This window comes from Hydrogenophaga sp., from assembly GCF_018780385.1.
In the GTDB taxonomy this organism is placed as follows: Bacteria; Pseudomonadota; Gammaproteobacteria; order Burkholderiales; family Burkholderiaceae_C; genus Hydrogenophaga.
The window spans coordinates 105,084-125,422 of the sequence record NZ_JADMJO010000014.1 but is presented as its reverse complement, the minus strand read 5'-3'; the positions used below and the strand labels follow the sequence as shown (position 1 = coordinate 125,422).

The 20,339-nt window shown below is 64.8% G+C and carries 17 protein-coding genes; 13 read left to right on the top strand and 4 right to left on the bottom strand.

Annotated features, from left to right (window positions below; translation table 11 throughout):
* Window positions 1-29: 29 nt before the first annotated feature.
* The 5 genes from IV113_RS07905 (at window position 30) to IV113_RS07885 (ending at window position 7,978) form a co-directional block, all read left to right on the top strand.
* Window positions 30-353, top strand: coding sequence for an NAD(P) transhydrogenase subunit alpha (locus IV113_RS07905; protein ID WP_291082709.1), 324 nt, complete (start codon window positions 30-32; stop codon window positions 351-353).
* Window positions 353-1,777 (top strand): NAD(P)(+) transhydrogenase (Re/Si-specific) subunit beta, encoded by a 1,425-nt coding sequence (locus IV113_RS07900; protein ID WP_291082706.1) that lies wholly within the window; start codon window positions 353-355, stop codon window positions 1,775-1,777. The genes IV113_RS07905 and IV113_RS07900 overlap by 1 nt, the downstream gene beginning before the upstream one ends.
* Before the next feature lie 144 nt (window positions 1,778-1,921).
* Window positions 1,922-5,365 carry a PAS domain-containing protein gene (locus IV113_RS07895; RefSeq protein WP_291082703.1) on the top strand — a complete coding sequence of 1,148 codons (3,444 nt, stop codon included), beginning with the start codon at window positions 1,922-1,924 and terminating at the stop codon, window positions 5,363-5,365.
* Between the two features lie 169 nt (window positions 5,366-5,534).
* Window positions 5,535-7,223 (top strand): long-chain-fatty-acid--CoA ligase, encoded by a 1,689-nt coding sequence (locus IV113_RS07890; RefSeq protein WP_291082700.1) that lies wholly within the window; start codon window positions 5,535-5,537, stop codon window positions 7,221-7,223.
* Window positions 7,223-7,978, top strand: coding sequence for a 5'-methylthioadenosine/adenosylhomocysteine nucleosidase (locus IV113_RS07885; RefSeq protein WP_291082697.1), 756 nt, complete (start codon window positions 7,223-7,225; stop codon window positions 7,976-7,978). Before IV113_RS07890 ends, IV113_RS07885 begins: the two co-directional genes overlap by 1 nt.
* 6 nt (window positions 7,979-7,984) lie before the next feature.
* Here the strand turns inward: IV113_RS07885 and corA are convergent, their stop codons facing one another.
* From corA to IV113_RS07870, 3 genes are all read right to left on the bottom strand, one after another.
* Window positions 7,985-8,971 (bottom strand): magnesium/cobalt transporter CorA, encoded by a 987-nt coding sequence (gene corA / locus IV113_RS07880; RefSeq protein WP_291082694.1) that lies wholly within the window; start codon window positions 8,969-8,971, stop codon window positions 7,985-7,987.
* A 208-nt stretch (window positions 8,972-9,179) separates the two neighbouring features.
* Window positions 9,180-10,427: a patatin-like phospholipase family protein gene (locus IV113_RS07875; RefSeq protein WP_291082691.1), complete on the bottom strand. Its 1,248-nt coding sequence runs from the start codon at window positions 10,425-10,427 to the stop codon at window positions 9,180-9,182.
* A 4-nt stretch (window positions 10,428-10,431) separates the two neighbouring features.
* Window positions 10,432-12,216 (bottom strand): ATP-binding protein, encoded by a 1,785-nt coding sequence (locus IV113_RS07870; protein WP_291082689.1) that lies wholly within the window; start codon window positions 12,214-12,216, stop codon window positions 10,432-10,434.
* A 216-nt stretch (window positions 12,217-12,432) separates the two neighbouring features.
* Here IV113_RS07870 and raiA point away from each other — a divergent pair, with 216 nt between their 5' ends.
* The 3 genes from raiA to hprK all read left to right on the top strand — a co-directional run bounded on the left by raiA (window position 12,433) and on the right by hprK (window position 14,419).
* Window positions 12,433-12,762 (top strand): ribosome-associated translation inhibitor RaiA, encoded by a 330-nt coding sequence (gene raiA / locus IV113_RS07865; RefSeq protein WP_291082686.1) that lies wholly within the window; start codon window positions 12,433-12,435, stop codon window positions 12,760-12,762.
* 143 nt (window positions 12,763-12,905) lie between these two features.
* Window positions 12,906-13,376: a PTS sugar transporter subunit IIA gene (locus tag IV113_RS07860; RefSeq protein ID WP_291082679.1), complete on the top strand. Its 471-nt coding sequence runs from the start codon at window positions 12,906-12,908 to the stop codon at window positions 13,374-13,376.
* A 92-nt stretch (window positions 13,377-13,468) separates the two neighbouring features.
* Window positions 13,469-14,419, top strand: coding sequence for an HPr(Ser) kinase/phosphatase (gene hprK / locus IV113_RS07855; protein WP_291082674.1), 951 nt, complete (start codon window positions 13,469-13,471; stop codon window positions 14,417-14,419).
* A 12-nt stretch (window positions 14,420-14,431) separates the two neighbouring features.
* On the opposite strand, the gene fur is transcribed toward hprK, so the two are convergent.
* Window positions 14,432-14,875, bottom strand: coding sequence for a ferric iron uptake transcriptional regulator (gene fur, locus IV113_RS07850; protein WP_291082671.1), 444 nt, complete (start codon window positions 14,873-14,875; stop codon window positions 14,432-14,434).
* A gap of 161 nt (window positions 14,876-15,036) precedes the next feature.
* Here fur and IV113_RS07845 point away from each other — a divergent pair, with 161 nt between their 5' ends.
* From IV113_RS07845 to leuS, 5 genes are all read left to right on the top strand, one after another.
* The gene (locus tag IV113_RS07845; RefSeq protein ID WP_291082668.1) at window positions 15,037-15,636 is read left to right on the top strand and encodes an outer membrane protein assembly factor BamE; all 600 of its coding nucleotides are present in this window, start codon (window positions 15,037-15,039) and stop codon (window positions 15,634-15,636) included.
* Complete coding sequence (dapB, locus tag IV113_RS07840; RefSeq protein WP_291082665.1) at window positions 15,633-16,451, top strand: 4-hydroxy-tetrahydrodipicolinate reductase; 819 nt, start codon at window positions 15,633-15,635, stop codon at window positions 16,449-16,451. Before IV113_RS07845 ends, dapB begins: the two co-directional genes overlap by 4 nt.
* Window positions 16,451-17,116 carry a MotA/TolQ/ExbB proton channel family protein gene (locus IV113_RS07835; protein ID WP_291082662.1) on the top strand — a complete coding sequence of 222 codons (666 nt, stop codon included), beginning with the start codon at window positions 16,451-16,453 and terminating at the stop codon, window positions 17,114-17,116. Before dapB ends, IV113_RS07835 begins: the two co-directional genes overlap by 1 nt.
* Window positions 17,113-17,544 carry a biopolymer transporter ExbD gene (locus IV113_RS07830; protein WP_291082659.1) on the top strand — a complete coding sequence of 144 codons (432 nt, stop codon included), beginning with the start codon at window positions 17,113-17,115 and terminating at the stop codon, window positions 17,542-17,544. Before IV113_RS07835 ends, IV113_RS07830 begins: the two co-directional genes overlap by 4 nt.
* A 110-nt stretch (window positions 17,545-17,654) precedes the next feature.
* Window positions 17,655-20,336: a leucine--tRNA ligase gene (leuS, locus tag IV113_RS07825; RefSeq protein ID WP_291082656.1), complete on the top strand. Its 2,682-nt coding sequence runs from the start codon at window positions 17,655-17,657 to the stop codon at window positions 20,334-20,336.
* Window positions 20,337-20,339: the final 3 nt, after the last annotated feature.

The window sequence follows — 20,339 nt, the reverse complement described above, 5'->3', positions numbered from 1 at the left end:
CCCAGCGAAGAGACAACAAGGAAAAGACCATGGAAGCCGTATCCCCCACCGTTCTCAACCTCATCATCTTCGTGCTGGCCATCTACGTGGGTTACCACGTGGTGTGGAACGTCACGCCCGCGCTGCACACGCCACTGATGGCCGTGACCAACGCGATCTCGGCCATCGTGATCGTCGGCGCCATGCTGGCTGCAGCCCTCACCGAAACGAACCTGGGCAAGACCATGGGCGTGCTGGCGGTTGCGCTGGCCGCGGTCAATGTGTTTGGTGGATTCCTCGTCACGCGGCGAATGCTGGAGATGTTCAAGAAGAAAGAACGCAAGGCGCCAGTGACGAACGTGGGGGCCCAATAATGTCCCTGAACCTCGTCACGCTGCTGTACCTGGTGGCCAGCGTCTTCTTCATCCAGGCCCTCAAAGGCCTGTCGCATCCCACCACCTCCATCCGGGGCAACATCTTCGGCATGACCGGCATGGCCATCGCCATCCTCACCACGGCCGCGCTCATCGTGGAGCTCGCCGGCGGCAAGGCCGAAGGCATGGTCTGGGTGCTGGGCGGGCTGCTGGTGGGCGGCACCATTGGTGCCATCATGGCCAACCGGGTGGAGATGACCAAGATGCCCGAGCTGGTCGCTTTCATGCACAGCATGATCGGCCTGGCCGCGGTCTGCATCGCCGTGGCCGTGGTGGCCGAGCCCTGGGCCTTCGGCATCGTTGCCAAGGGCGAGGGCATTCCCGGCGGCAACCGCATCGAGCTCGCGCTGGGCGCCTTCATCGGCGCGGTCACCTTCAGCGGCTCGGTGATCGCCTTCGGCAAGCTCTCGGGCAAGTACAAGTTCCGCCTGTTCCAGGGCGCGCCGGTGCAGTTCGCCGGCCAGCACAAGCTCAACCTGCTGCTGGGCCTGGCCACCGTCTTCTTCATTTTTGGCTTCTGGCATTCGCAGAGCTGGATCGACATCGTGCTGGTGATCGCGCTGGGCTTCATCCTGGGCGTGCTGATCATCATCCCCATCGGCGGCGCCGACATGCCGGTGGTGGTGTCCATGCTCAACAGCTACTCGGGTTGGGCAGCTGCGGGCATCGGCTTCAGCCTGAACAATTCCATGCTGATCATCGCCGGTTCGCTGGTGGGCTCGTCGGGCGCGATCCTGAGCTACATCATGTGCAAGGCGATGAACCGCTCGTTCTTCAACGTGATCCTGGGTGGCTTCGGTGGGGAAGCGGCAACCGCCGGTGGCGCCAAGGCCGAAGCGCGGCCGGTCAAGAGCGGCAGCGCCGACGACGCGGCCTTCGTGCTGGGCAACGCCGAGACCGTGGTGATCGTGCCGGGTTACGGTCTGGCGGTGGCGCGCGCGCAGCATGCGGTGAAAGAGCTCGCGCACAAGCTGACCGAAAAAGGCATCACGGTGAAGTACGCCATCCACCCGGTGGCCGGGCGCATGCCGGGGCACATGAACGTGCTGCTGGCCGAAGCCGAGGTGCCGTACGACCAGGTGTTCGAGATGGAAGACATCAACGGCGAGTTCGGCCAGGCCGACGTGGCCATCATCCTGGGCGCCAACGACGTGGTGAACCCGGCTGCTCTGCAAAAGGGCAGCACGATCTATGGCATGCCGATCCTGGAGGCCTACAAGGCCAAGACGGTGATCGTGAACAAGCGCTCCATGGCCGCGGGCTATGCCGGCCTGGACAACGAACTGTTCTACATGGACAAGACCATGATGGTCTTTGGCGACGCCAAGAAGGTCGTCGAGGACATGACGAAGGCGATCGAGTGAGGGGCGCCTGATCGGGGCGATGGCGCGAAGGGTGAGGCGTGCATGGGATGGCGGCCGGTTCCAACCTGACTTAGACTGAGATTTCCAAAGCGCAGGACGTGAGGGACTGTGGAACATTGGAACCCACCCGCCTCTGCAGACGCGATGTCCGACCCGGTGCCGGCGTTGCTGCTCGGATGGCTCAATGCCTATCCGTCGGTGATCATGATCGCCGACGAAGCCGGCAGAGTTGTGTTCGCGAACGACGCGGCGTGCCAATGGCGTGGCTGTGATCGCCAGCAGCTGTTGCAGGCGAGCGTTCACGACATCGACGCGGCCCTCTGGCGGGAATGGTCGGATGCTGCGCATCCTCGCTGGCGACCCGGCGCTTCAACTCAATGGCAGTCGTGGCACGAAGCCGCAGATGGTCGTCGCGTTGCGACGAACTTCCGTCTTCAGGGGCTGACACTGCGCGAACAGCGCTTCCTGGTGCTGTCCTCCGGCGAACTCAATCCGCGTGGGGATGTCGAGCAGGAGTTGAAGCGAACCCTCGCGTTCGTGCAGGGCATTGTTGATGCCTTTCCGGACTTTCTGTTTGAGGGCAGCGCTGAGGGGCGCTACCTCAACACGTGGACGAAGAACCCTGAACTGCTCGCGTCGTCGCGAGATTTCATGCTGGGGCGTACGCTTGACGAGGTGCTTTCGCCCGCCAGTGCAGCGATCGCCAAGGCGGCGTTTCGCGAGGCCGACGAAAGAGGCCTTTCGTTCGGCAAAGTGATCTCTGTCGACACCGCCCAGGGGCGGCATTGGTACGAACTGTCGGTTTCCAAAATGCCGATGGGCGAAGGAGAGGCGCCGCACTTCATCACCGTTTCGCGTGATGTCTCGGCCCGACTGGCCCTGCAGGAGGCGCTCGAAGAAAAGGAGCGCCAGTTCCGCACATTGGTCGAGAACTCGCCCGACCTCATCGCGCGGTTCGATGCCAGTTCTTGCTGCCTCTACGCGAATCCCGCGCTCGCCGAACGCACGCACCGTGAGCCCGCCGAGTTGATCGGGATGACGCCGGGGGATTGCTTGGGATCGACACCGGGCGAAGAGCTCCAGCACCGGATGCGTGCTTGCCTTCGACGGGGTGAGCCGCAGCACATGGAGTTGAGCTGGACCGACACAAAGGGTCGCCCGGCGTGCTTTCTGGTCAGTCTCACCCCCGAGTTCGACAGCCTGAATCGTGTCGGCAGCGTGCTTCTGGTGGGGCGGGACATCGGCGAATTGCGCGCCCACCAGGACCGGATCCATCGTCTGGTGGAGTCCAACATCATCGGCGTGCTGTTCTGGCATGACGACGGGCGCATTGAAGCGGCCAACGACGCCTTCCTCGACATGCTGGGTTACTCGCGCTCCGACCTGTTGACTGGCCACGTGCGCTGGAACCATCTGACACCGCCGGGCCATGAAGAGGCCGACCAACGAACCGCAGAAGAGATCCGCCTCACAGGCGCATGCGGCGCTTACGAAAAGGAGTTGCTCCATCGCGACGGACGGCGGGTTCCTGTGCTGGTGGGGTCAGCCATGCTGGACCGCGAACAACAGTTGCGGGTCACGTACGTGCTGGACCAGACGGAAAGGCGGCGTGCCGAGGTCGAGCGACGCGCGCGTGAAGCGGCCGAGGCGGCATCGCGGGCCAAAGGTGAGTTTCTGGCCCACATGAGCCATGAAATTCGCACGCCGCTCAACGCGGTGCTGGGCATGGCGTATCTGGCGGAGCGCGAAACCCGCGAAATCTCCACGCGAGAAAAACTCGAAAAGATCGCACGCGCCGGTCACTCGCTCCTGAATTTGATCAACGACATCCTGGATTTCTCCAAGATCGAGGCAGGTTTGCTCAAGATCGAGCACGCCCCGTTCGATCTGCAAAAGGTGCTCGACAACGTCGCCGTCATCATGGGTTCGGTGGTCTCGAGCAAGGCCGTGGAAGTGCTGGTTGCGCCTCTGCCCATGGGAGTCCAGCACCTGGTGGGCGACGCATTCCGGATCGAGCAGGTCCTCATCAACCTGGCCGGCAACGCGCTGAAGTTCACCCACGAAGGTCACGTTGAACTGTCGGTCAGGGTGATTGACAAGGTTCGCGACCGCGTCACCCTGCGGTTCTCGGTGGAGGACACCGGCATCGGCATGACCCGCGAAGAGGTGGCGTCCCTCTTCAAGCCTTTCACGCAAGCCGAAGTGTCGACCTCGCGGCGCTTTGGCGGTACCGGGTTGGGCCTGTCGATTTCCAAGCAACTGGTGGAGCTGATGCACAGCGAGATCGTTGTGGAAAGCACCAAGGGGCGTGGCAGCGCATTCAGGTTCACTGTTGAGGTCGGACTGGCCACTGATAGCGAGTGGCCGGCGTCCGAGGCGTTTGCGCGGCGGCAGGTGTTGCTGGCGATGGCCCATGAGCGCACCAGAGACAACCTGATTCAAATCTGTCATCGGCTCGACTGGGGCGTGTCCAATGTGGCAATCGGCGAGGCGGGTGCTCCGGCGGTGGTCGGGCGCGGAGTGGACCCCGTGGCGGATGTGGTCCTGATCGAATGGGGGTCGGACGACGGCGCTGGTCCTGCGCTGGCACGCCAGCTCCGCGACGCCACGGCGGGACGGAGCCTGGGGCTGGTGGCGGTGACCCGCGCCCGGGAGGCGCTCGCTCTGGAATCGCTGGTGGACCAAGGGGTGCTCGATGCGTTGCTTGTGAAGCCCGTGACGCCCTCAACTCTTCGAGAAAGTGTCGACAGAGCCCTGCGTCGCTGCGGTCGGTCACCGGAGACGGACGGCAAGACGAGAAGTGAGTCCGCTCCCCTGCGGGGCATCCGTGTGATGGTGGTGGATGACAACGACACCAACCGGGAGCTGGCCAGCAGCATTCTCGCCAGCCACGGAGCTTCCGTCATCACGGCTGCCGACGGACAGACCTCGGTGGACATCCTGCAGGTCGACCGGAGTGTGTGCGACATCGTGCTGATGGATCTGCAGATGCCGGGAATGGACGGGATGCAGGCGACGTCACGGATCCGCCAACTGCCGGGGTGCGAGACCTTGCCCATCGTGGCGTTGACGGCCAGTGCCTTCAACGAGCAGCGGGAAGCAGCACTGGGTGCTGGCATGGACGCCGTGGTCACCAAGCCGTTTGATGTCGAGGGCCTTGTTCGTCTGCTGTTCCGCCTCGGCAGGGGCCTTGTCGAGAGCGAAGGGATGGCCGCCGATTCACCGCCGCCAGGGACGTCCACGGTGTCTTCTGGTGAACTGTTGCTGGTCGACTTCAATGTGGGATTGCAACTGTGGCAAGACCTTGGGCACTATCGTCACCACCTCCACCGCTTTGTACAGGAGCATGAGGACGAGGCGCAGCGTGCCGATGCGTTGGGGAATGAGGACCTCATTCGTCATGTGCACAAGACGCGGGGCAGCGCTTCGGCACTGGCGCTGATGGCGGCCGCCCAGGTCGCCAGCCATTTGGAGGAGCACCTGCGAACGGGGGTGCGCGACCCCGATGAGATCGCCCGCTTTGCTTCAGAGATCGGGCGGACCTGCGTGGCCATCGGCGAGCATCTGGACACACCACGGGCCAAGTGAGTGCCGGTCGCGACACCGGCTCTCTGGTTCTTGTAGCAGTCCGGCAGCCTGCCATGCGGTTTTGAGGTAGCCTGCCAGCCCACGCGTAAGGGAAAAACACGAGGACCCGTGCCCTGCTTTCCACAGACAATGCGCGGCAGCTGTATCCACAAGAATGAGGAAATTCCGAATGACCGACTCAACGGCCGACCGTCCCTGGCTGGGCTCGTATTCACCCGGTGTGCCCGCCGACATCGACGTGGCGCAATACAGCTCGCTGGTGCACCTCATGGAAGAGAGCTTCGGCAAGTTCGCCAGCCGGCCAGCCTACAGCTTCATGGGCAAGCAGATCACATTTGCTCAGACCGACAGCCTGTCTCTGGCCTTCGCGGCTTATCTGCAGGGCCTGGGGCTGGTCAAGGGCGATCGTGTGGCCATCATGATGCCCAACGTGCCGCAGTACCCGGTGGCGGTGGCCGGCATCCTGCGTGCGGGCCTGGTGGTGGTCAACGTCAATCCCCTCTACACGCCGCGCGAGCTGGAACACCAGCTCAAGGATTCGGGCGCCAAGGCCATCGTCATCATCGAGAACTTCGCCAGCACCTTGCAGCAATGCATTGCCAACACGCCGGTGAAACACGTGGTGCTCACCGCCATGGGTGACCAGCTCGGCCTGCTCAAGGGCGCGCTGGTGAACTACGTGGTGCGCAACGTCAAGAAGATGGTGCCCGCCTTCAACCTGCCCCAGGCCGTGCGCTTCAACGAAGCCATTGCCAAGGGCACACGCGGCACGCTCAAGCGTCCCGACATCAAGCCCGACGACATGGCCGTGTTGCAGTACACCGGCGGCACCACCGGCGTGAGCAAGGGCGCGGTGCTGCTGCACCGCAACGTGATCGCCAACCTGCTGCAGTCCGACGCGTGGAACGAGCCGGTGATGAAGCGTGTGCCCGAGGGTGAGCAGCCCACCAGCGTGTGCGCCTTGCCGCTGTATCACATCTTCGCGTTCACGGTGAACATGATGCTGGGCATGCGCACCGGCGCCATGAACATCCTGATCCCCAATCCGCGCGATCTGCCGGCGGTTTTGAAAGAGCTGAGCAAGCAGACCTTCCACAGCTTCCCCGCGGTCAACACCTTGTTCAACGGATTGGCCAACCACCCCGACTTCAACACCGTGAACTGGAGCAACCTCAAGGTCTCGGTGGGCGGCGGCATGGCGGTGCAAGGCGCCGTGGCCAAGCTCTGGCTGGAGAAGACCGGTTGCCCCATCTGCGAAGGCTACGGTTTGTCCGAGACCAGCCCGTCGGCCACCTGCAATCCGACCACAAGCACCGCCTACAGCGGCACCATCGGCTTGCCCCTGCCCAACACCTGGATGAAGTGCCTGGATGACGATGGCAACGAAGTGCCACTGGGCCAGCCCGGCGAGATCGCCATCAAGGGCCCGCAGGTCATGGCGGGATACTGGCAGCGGCCTGACGAGACCGCCAAGGTCATGACGCCGGATGGTTACTTCAAGACCGGCGACGTGGGCGTGATGGACGAGCGCGGCTACTTCAAAATCGTCGACCGCAAGAAAGACATGGTGCTGGTCAGCGGCTTCAACGTGTACCCCAACGAGGTGGAAGACGTGGTGGCGCAGCTGCCCGGTGTGATGGAGTGCGCCGTGGTCGGTGTGCCCGACGACAAGTCGGGTGAAGCGGTCAAGCTGGTGATCGTCAAGAAGGACGCGGCGCTGACCGAGGCCCAGGTTCGCGACTACTGCAAGGCCAACCTCACGGGCTACAAGCAGCCCAAGGTGGTGGAGTTCCGCACCGAGTTGCCCAAGACCCCCGTAGGCAAGATCCTGCGCCGCGAGTTGCGCGACAAGAAATAGTGGCAGGCCCCACCGCCCTCGTCAGCGCGCTGCACGAAGAGCTGGCCGCCGTGCTGGCGCTCATGCCTGACGAGCAGCAGCAAACTGTGGGTGGGCGCACGTTCTGGCGCGGCCACCTGCACGGGCACGAGGTGGTGGCCGTGCTCTCCGGTATTGGCAAGGTGGCCGCAGCCACCACGGCCACCACCCTGATCGAGCGCTTCGGCGTGCAGCGCATCGTGTTCACCGGCGTGGCCGGCGGTCTGGGGGACGGCATCAACGTGGGCGACGTCGTGGTGGCGCAGCGGTTTCTGCAGCACGACATGGACGCCTCGCCCATCTTTCCGCGCCACGAGGTGCCCGGTTATGGCCGCTCCACCTTCGACGCCGACCCGGCGCTGACCACGCAGCTGTTGCGCGCCAGCGAGCAGGTGCTGCGCACACTGCCGTCGCAGTTCGGGACCGACGTGTTGAATGCCTTCGGCTTGCAAGCGCCACGCTGCCACCAAGGCCTGCTGATCAGCGGCGATCGCTTCGTCTCGACCACCACCGAAAGCCAAGCCCTGTGCGAAGCGTTGCCCGAGGCGCTCGCGGTGGAAATGGAAGGTGCGGCCTTCGCCCAGGTATGTCACGACTACAGCGTGCCGCTGGCGGTGGTGCGCACCATCTCCGACCGCGCCGACGACGCCGCGCACGTGGACTTTCCGCGTTTCCTGCGCGAAGTGGCCAGCCGCTACAGCAGCGCAATCATCGACGCGTTGTTGACACAGCCCTGAGCCGCGCTACCTCAACCAACCACGCTTGCGGAAGTACAGCATCGGCACCACGGCTGACAGCACCATCAGCGCCAGCGCCAGCGGGTAACCGTAGTGCCACTGCAGCTCGGGCATGAATGCGAAGTTCATGCCGTAGCTGCTGGCCACCAGCGTGGGCGGCAGCAGCGAAACGCTGGCCACCGAGAAGATCTTGATGATCTTGTTCTGGTTGATGTTGATGAAGCCAACCGTCGCGTCCATCAAAAAGTTGATCTTGTCGAACAGGAAAGCGGTGTGGCTGTCGAGTGAGTCCAGGTCACGCAGGATCTGGCGCGCGTCTTCAAACTGTTCGGCGCTCAGCAGGCGGCTGCGCATCATGAAGCTGACCGCGCGGCGCGTGTCCATCACGTTGCGGCGGATGCGGCCCGACATGTCTTCGTGGCGCGCGATGGCAGAGAGCGCCTCGCTCAGCAGGTTGTCCGAGGCGTTGCTGTTGAGCACCTGCTTGCTCACCGTCTCGATCTCGTCGTAGATGTCTTCCAGCGTGTCGGCGCAGTACTCGGCATCGGCGTCGAACAGCATCAGCAGCACGTCCTTGGCGTCCTCGATCAGCCCCGGCATGCGCCGCGCGCGCATGCGCAGCAGGCGGAACACCGGCACGTCCTCGTCGTGGATGGAGAACAGCACGCCCTGGCTTTTGAGGGTGTCGTTGTGCTCGTTCAGGATGAAGGCCACCCGCACCGCGCGCGGGTCTTCCTCGTCGTCGATCAAAAAGTCGGAGCGCACATGCAGCTCGCCGTTGTCTTCCTCGAAGAAACGGGCCGACTCCTCGATGTCCTCGTCCATCGCGTCTTCGGGAATCGACAGGCCGAAGTGCTGCTTGACCCAGCGGCGCTCTTCGGGCGTGGGGTCTTCCAGGTCGACCCAGATCGGCTTGAATTGAGCCAGCTCTTCGAGCGACTCGATCTCTTCCTGGAAGAGGCGGCCATTGGCCAGGGTGAATACGTTGAGCATGGAGCGCTCCCGGCGAAGTCTGCTGTCTGAAAGGGCGGGGCCGCGCAGGCGGGCCCGAAGGCGGGTAGGGTGCTTTCAGCCAGCGGACCGCCCGATCCAGTGGGCTGCGCCAGGCGCAGCGGTCAGACGGTGACGGGGGTGGCTGAAAGCACGCAACTGGGGGGCGTGCTGTCCATGAGGCTCTCCGTGGGTGGATTCGACCGGCGAATTATGGCACCGACACTGTTTCTGGAAGCGGTGCGTGAGGCGCCATGAAACGCATCAGTTCGTCCTTTCGGCGCCAGGCATCGTGTTCGCCGAGCTCGATGAGTGCATGCACGAAACCCGGCTCAAACAGCAGGTAGCTGGCCAGCGAAGCAGCACTGCCGGCCGCGCCGCGCGCGGTGTCCAGCGCGCCCAGCCCGGCCAAGGTGTTGCGGGTGGGCGCGGGCAATTCGCCGATGTGCTTGCGCGCCAGCTCATCGAGCGAAAAGCTCGGCTGGATGGCCAGCACGTCGACCGGACGGTAGGGCAGGGCCGCGGCCAGAGCCGGGGGCAGACGCGACAAGGTCTGGCTCACGCGCTGGGCCTGCTCCACATCGGCCTGCAAGGTGTCGTGAAACACGCTGGCCATGGCGTGGCCGGCGATGGTGCCCGCCGTGGGGTCGCCCGCCGCACGCGCCACCATGCCCGAGCGTTGGGGCTGCCCGACGCCGATCACCAGCACCCGCCGCGCGCCGAAATGGATGGCGGGCGACAGCGGCGAGAGCTGGCGCATCGAGCCATCGCCAAAGTGCTCCTTGTGGCCTTCGACCCACAGCGGCACCGATGGAAAGAGGAAAGGGATGGCGCTGGACGCCATCAGGTGTTCGATCGTGATCGGGTGGAATGCGGCCCGGCGTCCCGGGCGGTGCCACGGCTGCACCGAGTTCCCGGTGCGGGTCTGGCAAAAGGTCCAGTGTTCGCCGCTCGTGTAGCTGGAGGCGGTCACGCCCAGCGCGTGGATGGCACCTTGCTCCAGCGCGGACTCCAGGCCCGGCAGATCGATCGCCCGGTGCAGTGTGTTCACCAGCGGCAGCGTGTCGAGCAGCGCGCGGTGGCGCTTGACCTGACGCGCCAGCGTCCAGCCTGCCACCAACCGGTTGGCGCGCACCCAGCCCGGCGCTTCCAGCCGGTAGACCTGCTCCGAGCGCAGCCCCATCCAGAAGGTTGCAAGCTGCGGCAGTGCAGGCAGGCCTTGCAGGGCGATGCTGCCCAGGTAGGCCGCGTTGAGTGCGCCTGCCGAGGTGCCGAACAACCACTGAAACGGAAATGCCTGACTGGTTCGTGGCTGCATCGCCGCCAGCGCCTTGAGCACACCGGCCTGGTAGGCGGTGCGTGCGCCGCCACCCATCAGCACCAGCGCGCACGCGTCGGGCTTCACCTCGTGTGATGAGTGCGCCAACATGTTGTGCGTGATGATGGTGTCGAGCGACATGGGATTACCGGGTCGGCGGAGGAGCAGCTCGGCTTGCGTGCGCGATGAACTGCTGCAGCTCTGCGGGGTCAACCGGTTTGTGCATCACGGTCAGGCCGGCCGCCAGCACGGCGCTCATCACCTCGGTGCTGGTGTCTCCGGTGACGATGGCCACCGCCAGGTCGGGTCTGGCGTGTTGGCGCAAGAGATGGGCCACGGCGAGTCCATTGCTGTCCCGCGCCAGGTGGAAGTCGACCAGGGCGGCGTCCAGCTGGTCCCGGTGGTCCAGAGCGATGCGGGCGGCCGCCTCCGCGTTTGACGCCTGCAGCGGGACGTGTCCCCAGCTTCGCAGCAGAATGGACATCGCCGCCAGGATGTCCTGGTTCTCTTCGACGACCAGCACGATGCGCGCGCCGACAGGTTTCAATGCAGAGGCTTCAAATGGCAGGGGCGTGGCTGGTTGATGGCCGGCTTGCGCGCGGGGCGTGCGGATGGAGAACATCGAGCCCTTGCCCAGCGCCGAGCGCCAGCTCAGGCGCACGCCGATCAATTGCGCTGATCGGTGCACGATCGCCATGCCCAGTCCGAACCCCCGTGTCTGGCTGCCGTCCGCATGCGCATTGCTGCCTTGGTAGAACTCTTCGGTGATGCGCGACAACTCGTGCGACGAAATGCCGATGCCCGTATCCCAGACCTGGATGTCGACACTGTCGCCTCGCGAGCGCGCCGACACCAGCACGCCGCCCTGGTCGGTGTAGCGAACGGCGTTGCTGACCAGATTGCTCAGCATCGTGTGCAGCACCGATGGATCGCTGTGCACCCACAGGCCGCCATCGTGCATGCGCAGCCGCAGCCCCTTGGCCTCGGCCTGCGCCGCCACCTCGTCCACCACCGCAGACAGCAAGGGCTCCAGCGGGAAGTCTTCCGGGGTCACGCGCACCGCGTCGGCATCCAGTCGAGAGACATCCAGCAAGCGGCTGAGCAACTGCCCCATGTTGCCCAGCGCCGACTGCATGCGATCGGCCATGTCCCCCAGTGCCGGGGCAGAGAGTCTGCCCTCTTGTGCCATGCGCTTGAGGGCCGGGACGAACATGCTCATCGCATGGATCGGTTGACGCAGGTCGTGGCTGGCGGTCGCCAGAAACCGCGTCTTGGCCTTGCTGGCGGCCTCGGCGGCGTCTCTGGCCTGCGAAAGTTCGGCCACCAATGCGTCGTTTTCGAACCGAAGGCGAAGCGCTTCTTCGATGGCCGAGGCAATGCGTCGCGCAAACAGCTCTGCCATCAACAGAAAGACCAGTGCGAGCAGGCCCACGGTCATCGTGCGCGCATCGCCGCTGAACATGCTGCGCAACGCCAGCGGCACGATGGCGGGCACGGCAAAAGCCAGGTGCGCCGGGAAATACGGCCCCAACGACTGGGTGGCGCTGGCAACGATGGACGCCAGGATCATGACCAGCACCGCTTGCGTGTGCGGATCGTCGGGGCTGAAGAACAGGGCCGTCAGCGAGCCCCACAGCAATCCGGCGGCGAACGACGCCAGGACGAACCAGCGGGCCCACCGTGGCGCCTGCGCCTGATCTGGCTGTGATCGCTGGTAGCGCCATGCACCCCAGGACCGCACCGCACACAAGGCCACGACGGCGCCCAGCCAGATCAGCACCCACTGGGAAGGCTGACCGTTCATCAGGAGCAGCGCAGCGGTGCCGATGGCCAGCACCAACGTACCCACAACCAGGGCCGGGACATTTCGCGCGAGCAACCGCACCTGCTCGTGCAGCAGCCGGTCTTGCGAGGGGGAGACACTGAGCATGCGCACGAGCATAGAACAAGCCGGACCCCCATGAGCGCGGAACGCGCCTGCCTGAATGACAACAGTCACATACAGGGCGTTCGCACGCTTTGTTGCCCTTGCCAGCTTGCGCCTCAGCGGTTTCGTGTGCATAGTGGGCTCAAGACATCCCCGTGGCCGTCGGGAGGTCTTGCCCCAGGCGGCTTGTCTCAACCCGGAGCATATGGAGGCTCTTTTATGAACCTGACGATCAGCGGTCACCACCTTGAGGTCACACCCGCCCTGCGCGGTTACGTCACCAGCAAACTCGAACGCATATCCCGACATTTCGACCAGGTGGTCGACATGAAGGTGCTGTTGACGGTGGACAACCTCAAGGAAAAGGACCTGAGGCAGCGAGCGGAATGCAACATCCACGTCAAGGGCCGCGACCTGTTCGCCGAGAGCGCTCACGCCGATCTTTACGCTGCCGTCGATGAACTGGCCGACAAACTGGATCGGCAAGTTCTTCGTTACAAAGGCAAGGCGCAAGACCACCACCACGACACGGTCAAGCGTTTGATGTGATGAATGTCACGGGCTGCGGCCCGTGAGGGAAAACCCGATGCTGCACTGCAGCAGGCCGCTTGGAAAGTCAAGCGGCTTTTTTGTGCCTTCAGTCTAGCCAACACCGCTCAACTGGTCATAATTTGCGGTCCAAGAGGGCTCACATGAACCGACTATCTGTCATATTGCCTGCCGCGCAAGTGCTCGTCAGCGTGGACGCAACCAGCAAAAAACGCGCATTCGAAGAAGCAGGTTTGCTTTTCGAGACCCTTCACGGACTCAATCGAGCGCTCATCACCGACAGCCTGTTCGCCCGCGAGCGTCTGGGTTCGACCGGTCTGGGTCACGGTGTGGCGATCCCCCATGGGCGCATCAAAGGTTTGAAGCAGCCATTGGCTGCCGTGTTCCAGCTGGCCAGCCCGATCGGCTTTGACGCGCCCGATGAATTGCCGGTGCAACTGATGATCTTCCTGCTGGTGCCCGAAGCGGCCACGCAGAAGCACTTGGAAATCCTCTCCGAGATTGCAGAATTGTTGAGCGACAGCGGTCTGCGCGAACAGATGAAGACCTCCACCGACGCAGCCGCGCTGCACAAACTGATCACGTCCTGGCAATCGGCGCATGCTGCGGCCTGAGATTTGAGCCCCCACACTCCACCGTTTCACGGGTCGCTGCCCCCCAAAGGGGCTGACCTGCCTTGGGGCGGCCCGGCGGCCGGTCGCTCGCTTTGAAACCCACCGTCGTCAGCGCCGATGTCCTGTTCGAGGACCATCGAGACGCCCTGAAGTGGCAATGGATTGCCGGTCTTGGAGCCTCCGAACGGCGGTTCGACGAAGTGGCCATCCGCGCCGCACGCTCAGGCGCTGATCTGGTCGGTTATCTCAATTACATCCACCCTTACCGCGTGCAGGTGTTTGGCGAGCGCGAAGTCGCCTACCTCACGAGCCAGAGCGAAGACGACAACAAGCGCCGCGTGGCGCGCATCGTCACGCTGGAGCCGCCGGTGCTGGTGGTGGCCGATGGGCAGGCCGCGCCCGATGCGCTCACCGCCATGTGCGAGCGTGCACAGATTCCGATGTTCTCCACGCACGAGTCGGCGGCGTTCGTCATCGACGTGTTGCGCGCCTACCTCTCGCGCCATTTCGCCGACCGCGCTTCCATGCACGGCGTGTTCATGGACATCCTCGGCATGGGTGTGATGATCACGGGCGAGTCGGGCCTGGGCAAGAGCGAACTCGGGTTGGAACTCATTTCGCGCGGCCATGGGTTGGTGGCTGATGATGCGGTGGACCTCTACCGCATCAACCAGACCAGCATCGAAGGCCGCTGTCCCGAATTGCTGCAAAACTTGCTGGAAGTGCGCGGCATCGGCCTGCTCGATATCAAGGCGATCTTTGGCGAGACGGCGGTGCGGCGCAAGATGCGGCTCTCGCTCATCGTGCACCTGGTGCGCCGCGAAACCATGGAACGCGACTACGAGCGCATGCCCCACGAACCGCTGTACCAGGACGTGCTGGGCGTGCCGGTACGCAAGGCCGTGATCCAGGTGGTGGCCGGTCGCAACATCGCCGTGCTGGTGGAAGCCGCGGTGCGCAACACCATCCTGCAACTGCGCGGCATTGACACTTATCAGGAGTTCGTTTCTCGCCACCGCGCAGCCATGTCGCGCGGCGAGTGAGGTCGCACCGCCTCAGCGGTGGTGGCCTGGAGGTGTGCGGTGCGGGCAGTCCGTCTTGGTGCAATTGGCGTAGAGCGACAGCGCGTGCTCCTGCAGCACGAAGCCCCGCGTCTTGGCCACCATCTGCTGGCGCTTCTCGATCTCCGCGTCAAAAAACTCTTCCACCCGACCGCAGTCCAGGCACACCAGATGGTCGTGGTGCTGGCCTTCGTTGAGCTCGTACACCGCCTTGCCAGACTCGAAGTTGCTGCGCGTGAGCAGACCGGCCTGTTCAAACTGCATGAGCACGCGGTAGACCGTGGCCAGACCGATGTCGGAGCGTTCTTCAAGCAGCACGCGAAACACGTCTTCGGCCGTCATGTGGCGCTGTTTGGCGTTCTGAAACACCTCCAGGATCTTCAGCCTGGGCAGCGTGGCTTTCAGGCCTGTGCTCTTGAGTTCTTCGATGTTGGTCATGGCGGTGAGCGCGCAGGGCGCTGTATCGGACGGACGGGTGTGGTTGCAGTGTCTTCGGGCCCCAAGACTACAATGAAAGGATCATATCGTCAGCGTCTGGCGCACGCTGCATTTTTGCCCCGGCAACGCTTGTGCGCGCGCCCCCTTCACGGTCAGATCCCATGCTCCAACACACACCCGATTGCGCCCCCCTGCCCACCCCGGGTCTGCGCCTGCGCAGACCGCTTCAGGTGATCTGCGTGCTCGCCGCGCTGGCGGCCCTGTCGGCTTGCTCCAGCGTCACCAGCCGCATGCCCGGCATCACCAGCCTGGTCAGCCCGTACAAGATCGACATCCTTCAAGGCAACGTGGTCACGCGCGAGCAGGCCGCAGCCTTGCAGACCGGCATGACGCGCGAACAGGTGCGCGACATCCTGGGCTCGCCGCTGCTGGCCAGCGTGTTCCACGCCGACCGCTGGGACTATGTGTTCACCTTCCGCCGCCAGGGCCAGTCGCCGCAGCAGCGTCGCCTGACCGCGTTCTTCAAGGCCGACGTGCTCGAAAAATTCGAGGCCGACGAGTTGCCCACCGAGGCCGAGTTCGTGGCTTCGCTCGACGCAGGTCGCAAGTTCGGCAAGGTGCCGCCCCTGCAGGCCACCGAGGCCCAGCTCAAGACGTTTGACGAGCGCAACAAGACCACCGCTCCCGCCACGCCGGCCGCTCCCACGGCGGCACCGGCCACGAGCTACCCACCCCTGGAGACCCCGGGGTCCACTCGATGAGCGGCGCAGCGAGCCTGCACCGCGTTTGCGTGGCCGGTGCCAGCGGCCGCATGGGCCAGATGCTGGTGGAAGCGGTGCGCACCAGTGGGGACTGCCAGCTCACCGGCGCGCTTGACATCGCCACCAGCCCGATGCTGGGCCAGGATGCCGCTGGTTTTGCCGGGCAGGCCAGCGGCGTGCTCATCACCGCCGATCTCGCCCGGGGCTTGGGCGACAGCCAGGCGCTGATCGACTTCACCCGCCCCGAAGGCACGCTGGCGCACCTGCGCGAATGCGCGAAGCATGGCGTCAATGCGGTCATCGGCACCACCGGTTTCAGTGACGAACAGAAGGCCGAGATCGCCGAGGCCGCCAAGTCGATCGCCATTGTGATGGCGCCCAACATGAGCGTGGGCGTGAACGTCACGCTCAAGCTGCTGGAGATGGCGGCCAAGGCGCTGGCCACCGGCTACGACATCGAGATCATCGAAGCGCACCACCGCCACAAGGTGGACGCGCCCAGCGGCACCGCGCTCAAGATGGGCGAGGTGATCGCCGACGCGTTGGGACGCGACCTGAAGGACTGCGCGGTCTATGCGCGCGAAGGCGTGACGGGCGAGCGCGATCCGTCCAGCATCGGCTTTGCCACCATCCGCGGTGGCGACATCGTGGGCGACCACACCGTGCTGTTCGCCGGCACCGGCGAGCGCATCGAGATCACGCACAAGTCGAGCAGCCGCGCGACCTACGCGCAGGGCAGCCTGCGTGCGGTGCGTTTCCTGGCTGGCAAGCCGGCCGGGCTGTACGACATGTTCGACGTGCTCGGCTTGAAATGATGGACAGCGCGGGCCAGGGTCTCCTGCAGACGCTGGCGCAGGCCGATTTGCTGGGCCGCACAGTGGCGCTGTTGCTGTTGGCCATGTCGGTGGCGAGCTGGGTGGTGATCCTTTGGAAAAGCTGGTTGCTGCGCCGCGCCGCGCGCGATCTGCAACTGAGCACCGCCGCCTTCTGGCAGGCTGCCGATCTGGACGATGCGCAGCGCCGGCTGGCCACCTTCGATGCGCAGCAACTTGTGCTGCCGCTGCTGCAGGCCGCACAAGGGCTGGCCAATGCCCTTCCGCACACCCTGGCCGCCGCCGGGGACCGCTCCCAGCAGCTCACCCGCGTGCTGCGCGACGCCCTGCACCGCGTGTTGCACCGCCTGCAGTACGGCCAGGTGTTGCTGGCCACCGTGGGCTCCACCGCGCCTTTCGTGGGGCTGCTGGGCACGGTCTGGGGCATCTACAACGCGCTCAGCGGCATCGGGATGGACGGCGGTTTTCGCATCGAGCAGGTCTCCGGCCCCGTGGGTGAATCGCTGGTCATGACGGCCGCCGGTCTGGTGGTGGCGATCCCCGCCGTGCTCGCCTACAACGTGCTGGGTCGCCAGATTGCGCGCATCGAGGCCGACCTTGAGGGTTTTGCTCGTGACTTGCGAGAACTCATGGTCCACACGTCATGAGTTTCGGCAGACTTGAAAAACCGGTGGGCCACAAACCCATGAGCGAGATCAACGTCACGCCGCTGGTGGACGTGATGCTGGTTCTGCTGGTGATCTTCATCATTGCCGCGCCGTTCATGGCCGATCGGCTGGCGCTTGAATTGCCGAAGGCCGAGCTGCCGAAGGCCGCCACCCTCTCAGAACCCGGCCCCTTCGTGTCGCTGTCGGTCGACGGCCAGGGCCGCATGCAGTGGGACGGGCAGGCCGTGGACGACAGCACGCTGCGCCAGCGCCTGCTCGAGGCCGCGCAGCGCGACCCGGCCACCGAGGTGCAGTTGCGCGCCGACGCCAGCGTGCCCTACGGCCGCGTGGTCTCGCTGATCGGCATGGCGCAATCGGCCGGGCTCTCGCGCATCGGCTTCGTGGCCGACGCCGCGGCCCCGCGCTGAATGCCTGAGCCCACGGGCTGCGCACAGCCCAAGGCCTAAAATCCGGCAACTCCTCGCGCCCCTGCGCTCCGCTCTCCCTCACCGTCGCCGGCTGGTCCGGACCCTGGTTCATGCAAGACAAATACGCCCACAAGGAAGTCGAGCGCGCCGCGCACGCCCACTGGAACGCCACCGACGCCTACCGCGTGACGGAAGACGCGAACAAGAAGAAGTTCTACGCCTGCTCCATGCTGCCCTACCCCAGCGGCAAGCTGCACATGGGTCATGTGCGCAACTACACCATCAACGACATGCTCACGCGCCACCTGCGCATGAAGGGTTTCAATGTGCTCATGCCCATGGGCTGGGACGCGTTCGGCCTGCCGGCGGAAAACGCCGCGCTGAAGAACGGTGTGCCACCCGCCAAGTGGACGTACGAGAACATCGCCTACATGAAGCAGCAGATGCAGGCCATGGGCCTGGCCATCGACTGGTCGCGCGAAGTCGCCACCTGCGACCCCAGCTACTACAAGTGGAACCAGTGGCTGTTCCTGAAGATGCTGGAGAAGGGCATCGCCTACCGCAAGACCCAGGTCGTGAACTGGGACCCGGTGGACCAGACCGTGCTGGCCAACGAGCAGGTGATCGACGGCAAGGGCTGGCGCACCGGCGCGGTGGTGGAAAAGCGCGAGATCCCGGGGTATTACCTCAACATCACCTCGTACGCCGAAGAGCTGCTCGACCATGTGCAGATCGGCAACCCCAAGGCCACGCTCAACGGTTGGCCCGACAAGGTGCGGCTGATGCAGGAAAACTGGATCGGCAAGAGCGAGGGCGTGCGCTTCGCGTTCCCGCACGACATTCAGGACGCCAGCGGCGCCCTGATCGGCGACGGCAAGATGTATGTGTTCACCACGCGCGCCGACACCATCATGGGGGTGACCTTCTGCGCCGTCGCGCCCGAACACCCCCTGGCCACGCACGCCGCGGCATCCAGTCCTGAGCTCGCCGCCTTCATCGAAGAATGCAAGACCGGTGGCACCACCGAGGCCGAGCTCGCCACGCAGGAGAAGAAGGGCATGGCCACGGGTCTCTCCGTGACGCACCCGTTGACCGGCGAAGCGGTGGCGGTGTGGGTGGGCAACTACGTGCTCATGAGCTACGGCGACGGCGCGGTGATGGGCGTGCCCGCGCACGACGAGCGCGACTTCGCTTTTGCCAAAAAATACGGCCTGAAGATCCAGCAGGTGGTGGCGGCCGAGGGCGAGAGCTTCGACTTGCAGGCCTGGGCCGACTGGTACGGCGACAAGCAGCGCGCTGTGTGCGTGAACTCCGGCGCGTTTGACGGCCTGCCGTACAAGGCGGCGGTGGACGCGGTGGCGGCCCAACTCGCGGCCAAGGGCCTGGGCGAGAAGAAGACCACTTTCCGCCTGCGCGACTGGGGCGTGAGCCGCCAGCGCTACTGGGGCACGCCCATCCCCATCATTCACTGCACTGAGCACGGCGCCGTGCCCGTGCCTGAAAAAGACCTGCCGGTCGTGCTGCCGCAGGACTGCATTCCCGACGGCTCGGGCAATCCGCTGCACAAACACGAAGGTTTCCACGCCGGCGTGGTCTGCCCGGTCTGCGGCAAACCCGCGCGCCGCGAGACCGACACCATGGACACCTTTGTGGACTCGTCGTGGTACTTCATGCGCTATTGCGACCCAAGCAACAGCGAGAAGATGGTCGCCGAGGGCGCGGACTACTGGATGCCGATGGACCAGTACATCGGGGGCATCGAACACGCCATCCTGCACCTGCTCTACGCGCGCTTCTGGACCAAGGTGATGCGCGACCTCCAGTTGGTGAAGGTGGATGAGCCTTTCACCCACCTGCTCACGCAGGGCATGGTGCTCAACCACCTCTACAGCCGGCGCACCGAGAAGGGTGGCAAGGACTACTTCTGGCCGCACGACGTGGAGAACGTGCTCGACGAGACCGGCAAGGTTGTGGGCGCCAAGCTCAAGAACCCGGCCACCAGTGGCGACGGCATGCTGCCTGTGGGCACACCCATTGACTACGAGGGCGTGGGCACCATGTCCAAGTCCAAGAACAACGGCGTCGACCCGCAGGACCTGATCGAGAAGTACGGCGCCGACACCGCGCGCCTGTACACCATGTTCACCGCGCCGCCCGAGGCCACGCTGGAGTGGAACGACGCGGCGGTGGAGGGGAGTTACCGCTTCCTGCGCCGCGTATGGGCTTTCGGCCTGAAGCTCTCGACCACCAGCGGCCTGGGCGCACTCGCCGCCGGTGTCTCGAAGCAATCGCTGTCCAAAGGTGCGAAGGCCTTGCGGCTGGAGATGCACACCGTGCTCAAGCAGGTGGACTACGACTACCAGCGCATGCAATACAACACCGTGGTGTCGGGCGCCATGAAGATGCTCAATGCGCTGGAAGACTTCAAGCCCGACGGCTCAACCGGTGACAACGCCGCGCTGGCCGAAGGCCTCAGCATCCTGCTGCGCTGCATCTACCCGGCCACGCCGCACATCGCGCACTCGCTGTGGACCGATCTTGGCTACCCGGGCGAGCTGCTCGACGCGCCCTGGCCCCAGCCCGACGAGGCCGCCTTGCAGCGCGACGAGATCGAACTCGTGCTGCAGATCAACGGCAAGCTGCGCGGCAGCGTGCTGGTGCCGGCGAATGCCGACAAGGCCGCCATTGAAGCGGCGGCGCTGGCCAGCGAGGCCTTCATCAAGCAGGCCGCCGGTGCGCCCCCGAAAAAAGTGGTGGTCGTGCCCGGCCGCCTGGTCAACGTGGTGATCTGAAAG

Bases quoted from the DNA above. Each gene is read 5' to 3' on its own strand.
- corA (WP_291082694.1), bottom strand. From the start codon at position 8,971: ATGCTCAACGTATTCACCCTGGCCAATGGCCGCCTCTTCCAGGAAGAG.
- IV113_RS07830 (WP_291082659.1), top strand. From the start codon at position 17,113: ATGAGTTTCGGCAGACTTGAAAAACCGGTGGGCCACAAACCCATGAGC.
- leuS (WP_291082656.1), top strand. From the start codon at position 17,655: ATGCAAGACAAATACGCCCACAAGGAAGTCGAGCGCGCCGCGCACGCC.
- IV113_RS07905 (WP_291082709.1), top strand. From the start codon at position 30: ATGGAAGCCGTATCCCCCACCGTTCTCAACCTCATCATCTTCGTGCTG.
- raiA (WP_291082686.1), top strand. From the start codon at position 12,433: ATGAACCTGACGATCAGCGGTCACCACCTTGAGGTCACACCCGCCCTG.
- IV113_RS07875 (WP_291082691.1), bottom strand. From the start codon at position 10,427: ATGTCGCTCGACACCATCATCACGCACAACATGTTGGCGCACTCATCA.
- IV113_RS07900 (WP_291082706.1), top strand. From the start codon at position 353: ATGTCCCTGAACCTCGTCACGCTGCTGTACCTGGTGGCCAGCGTCTTC.
- dapB (WP_291082665.1), top strand. From the start codon at position 15,633: ATGAGCGGCGCAGCGAGCCTGCACCGCGTTTGCGTGGCCGGTGCCAGC.
- IV113_RS07835 (WP_291082662.1), top strand. From the start codon at position 16,451: ATGGACAGCGCGGGCCAGGGTCTCCTGCAGACGCTGGCGCAGGCCGAT.
- IV113_RS07895 (WP_291082703.1), top strand. From the start codon at position 1,922: ATGTCCGACCCGGTGCCGGCGTTGCTGCTCGGATGGCTCAATGCCTAT.
- fur (WP_291082671.1), bottom strand. From the start codon at position 14,875: ATGACCAACATCGAAGAACTCAAGAGCACAGGCCTGAAAGCCACGCTG.
- IV113_RS07860 (WP_291082679.1), top strand. From the start codon at position 12,906: ATGAACCGACTATCTGTCATATTGCCTGCCGCGCAAGTGCTCGTCAGC.
- IV113_RS07870 (WP_291082689.1), bottom strand. From the start codon at position 12,216: ATGCTCAGTGTCTCCCCCTCGCAAGACCGGCTGCTGCACGAGCAGGTG.
- IV113_RS07890 (WP_291082700.1), top strand. From the start codon at position 5,535: ATGACCGACTCAACGGCCGACCGTCCCTGGCTGGGCTCGTATTCACCC.
- IV113_RS07845 (WP_291082668.1), top strand. From the start codon at position 15,037: ATGCTCCAACACACACCCGATTGCGCCCCCCTGCCCACCCCGGGTCTG.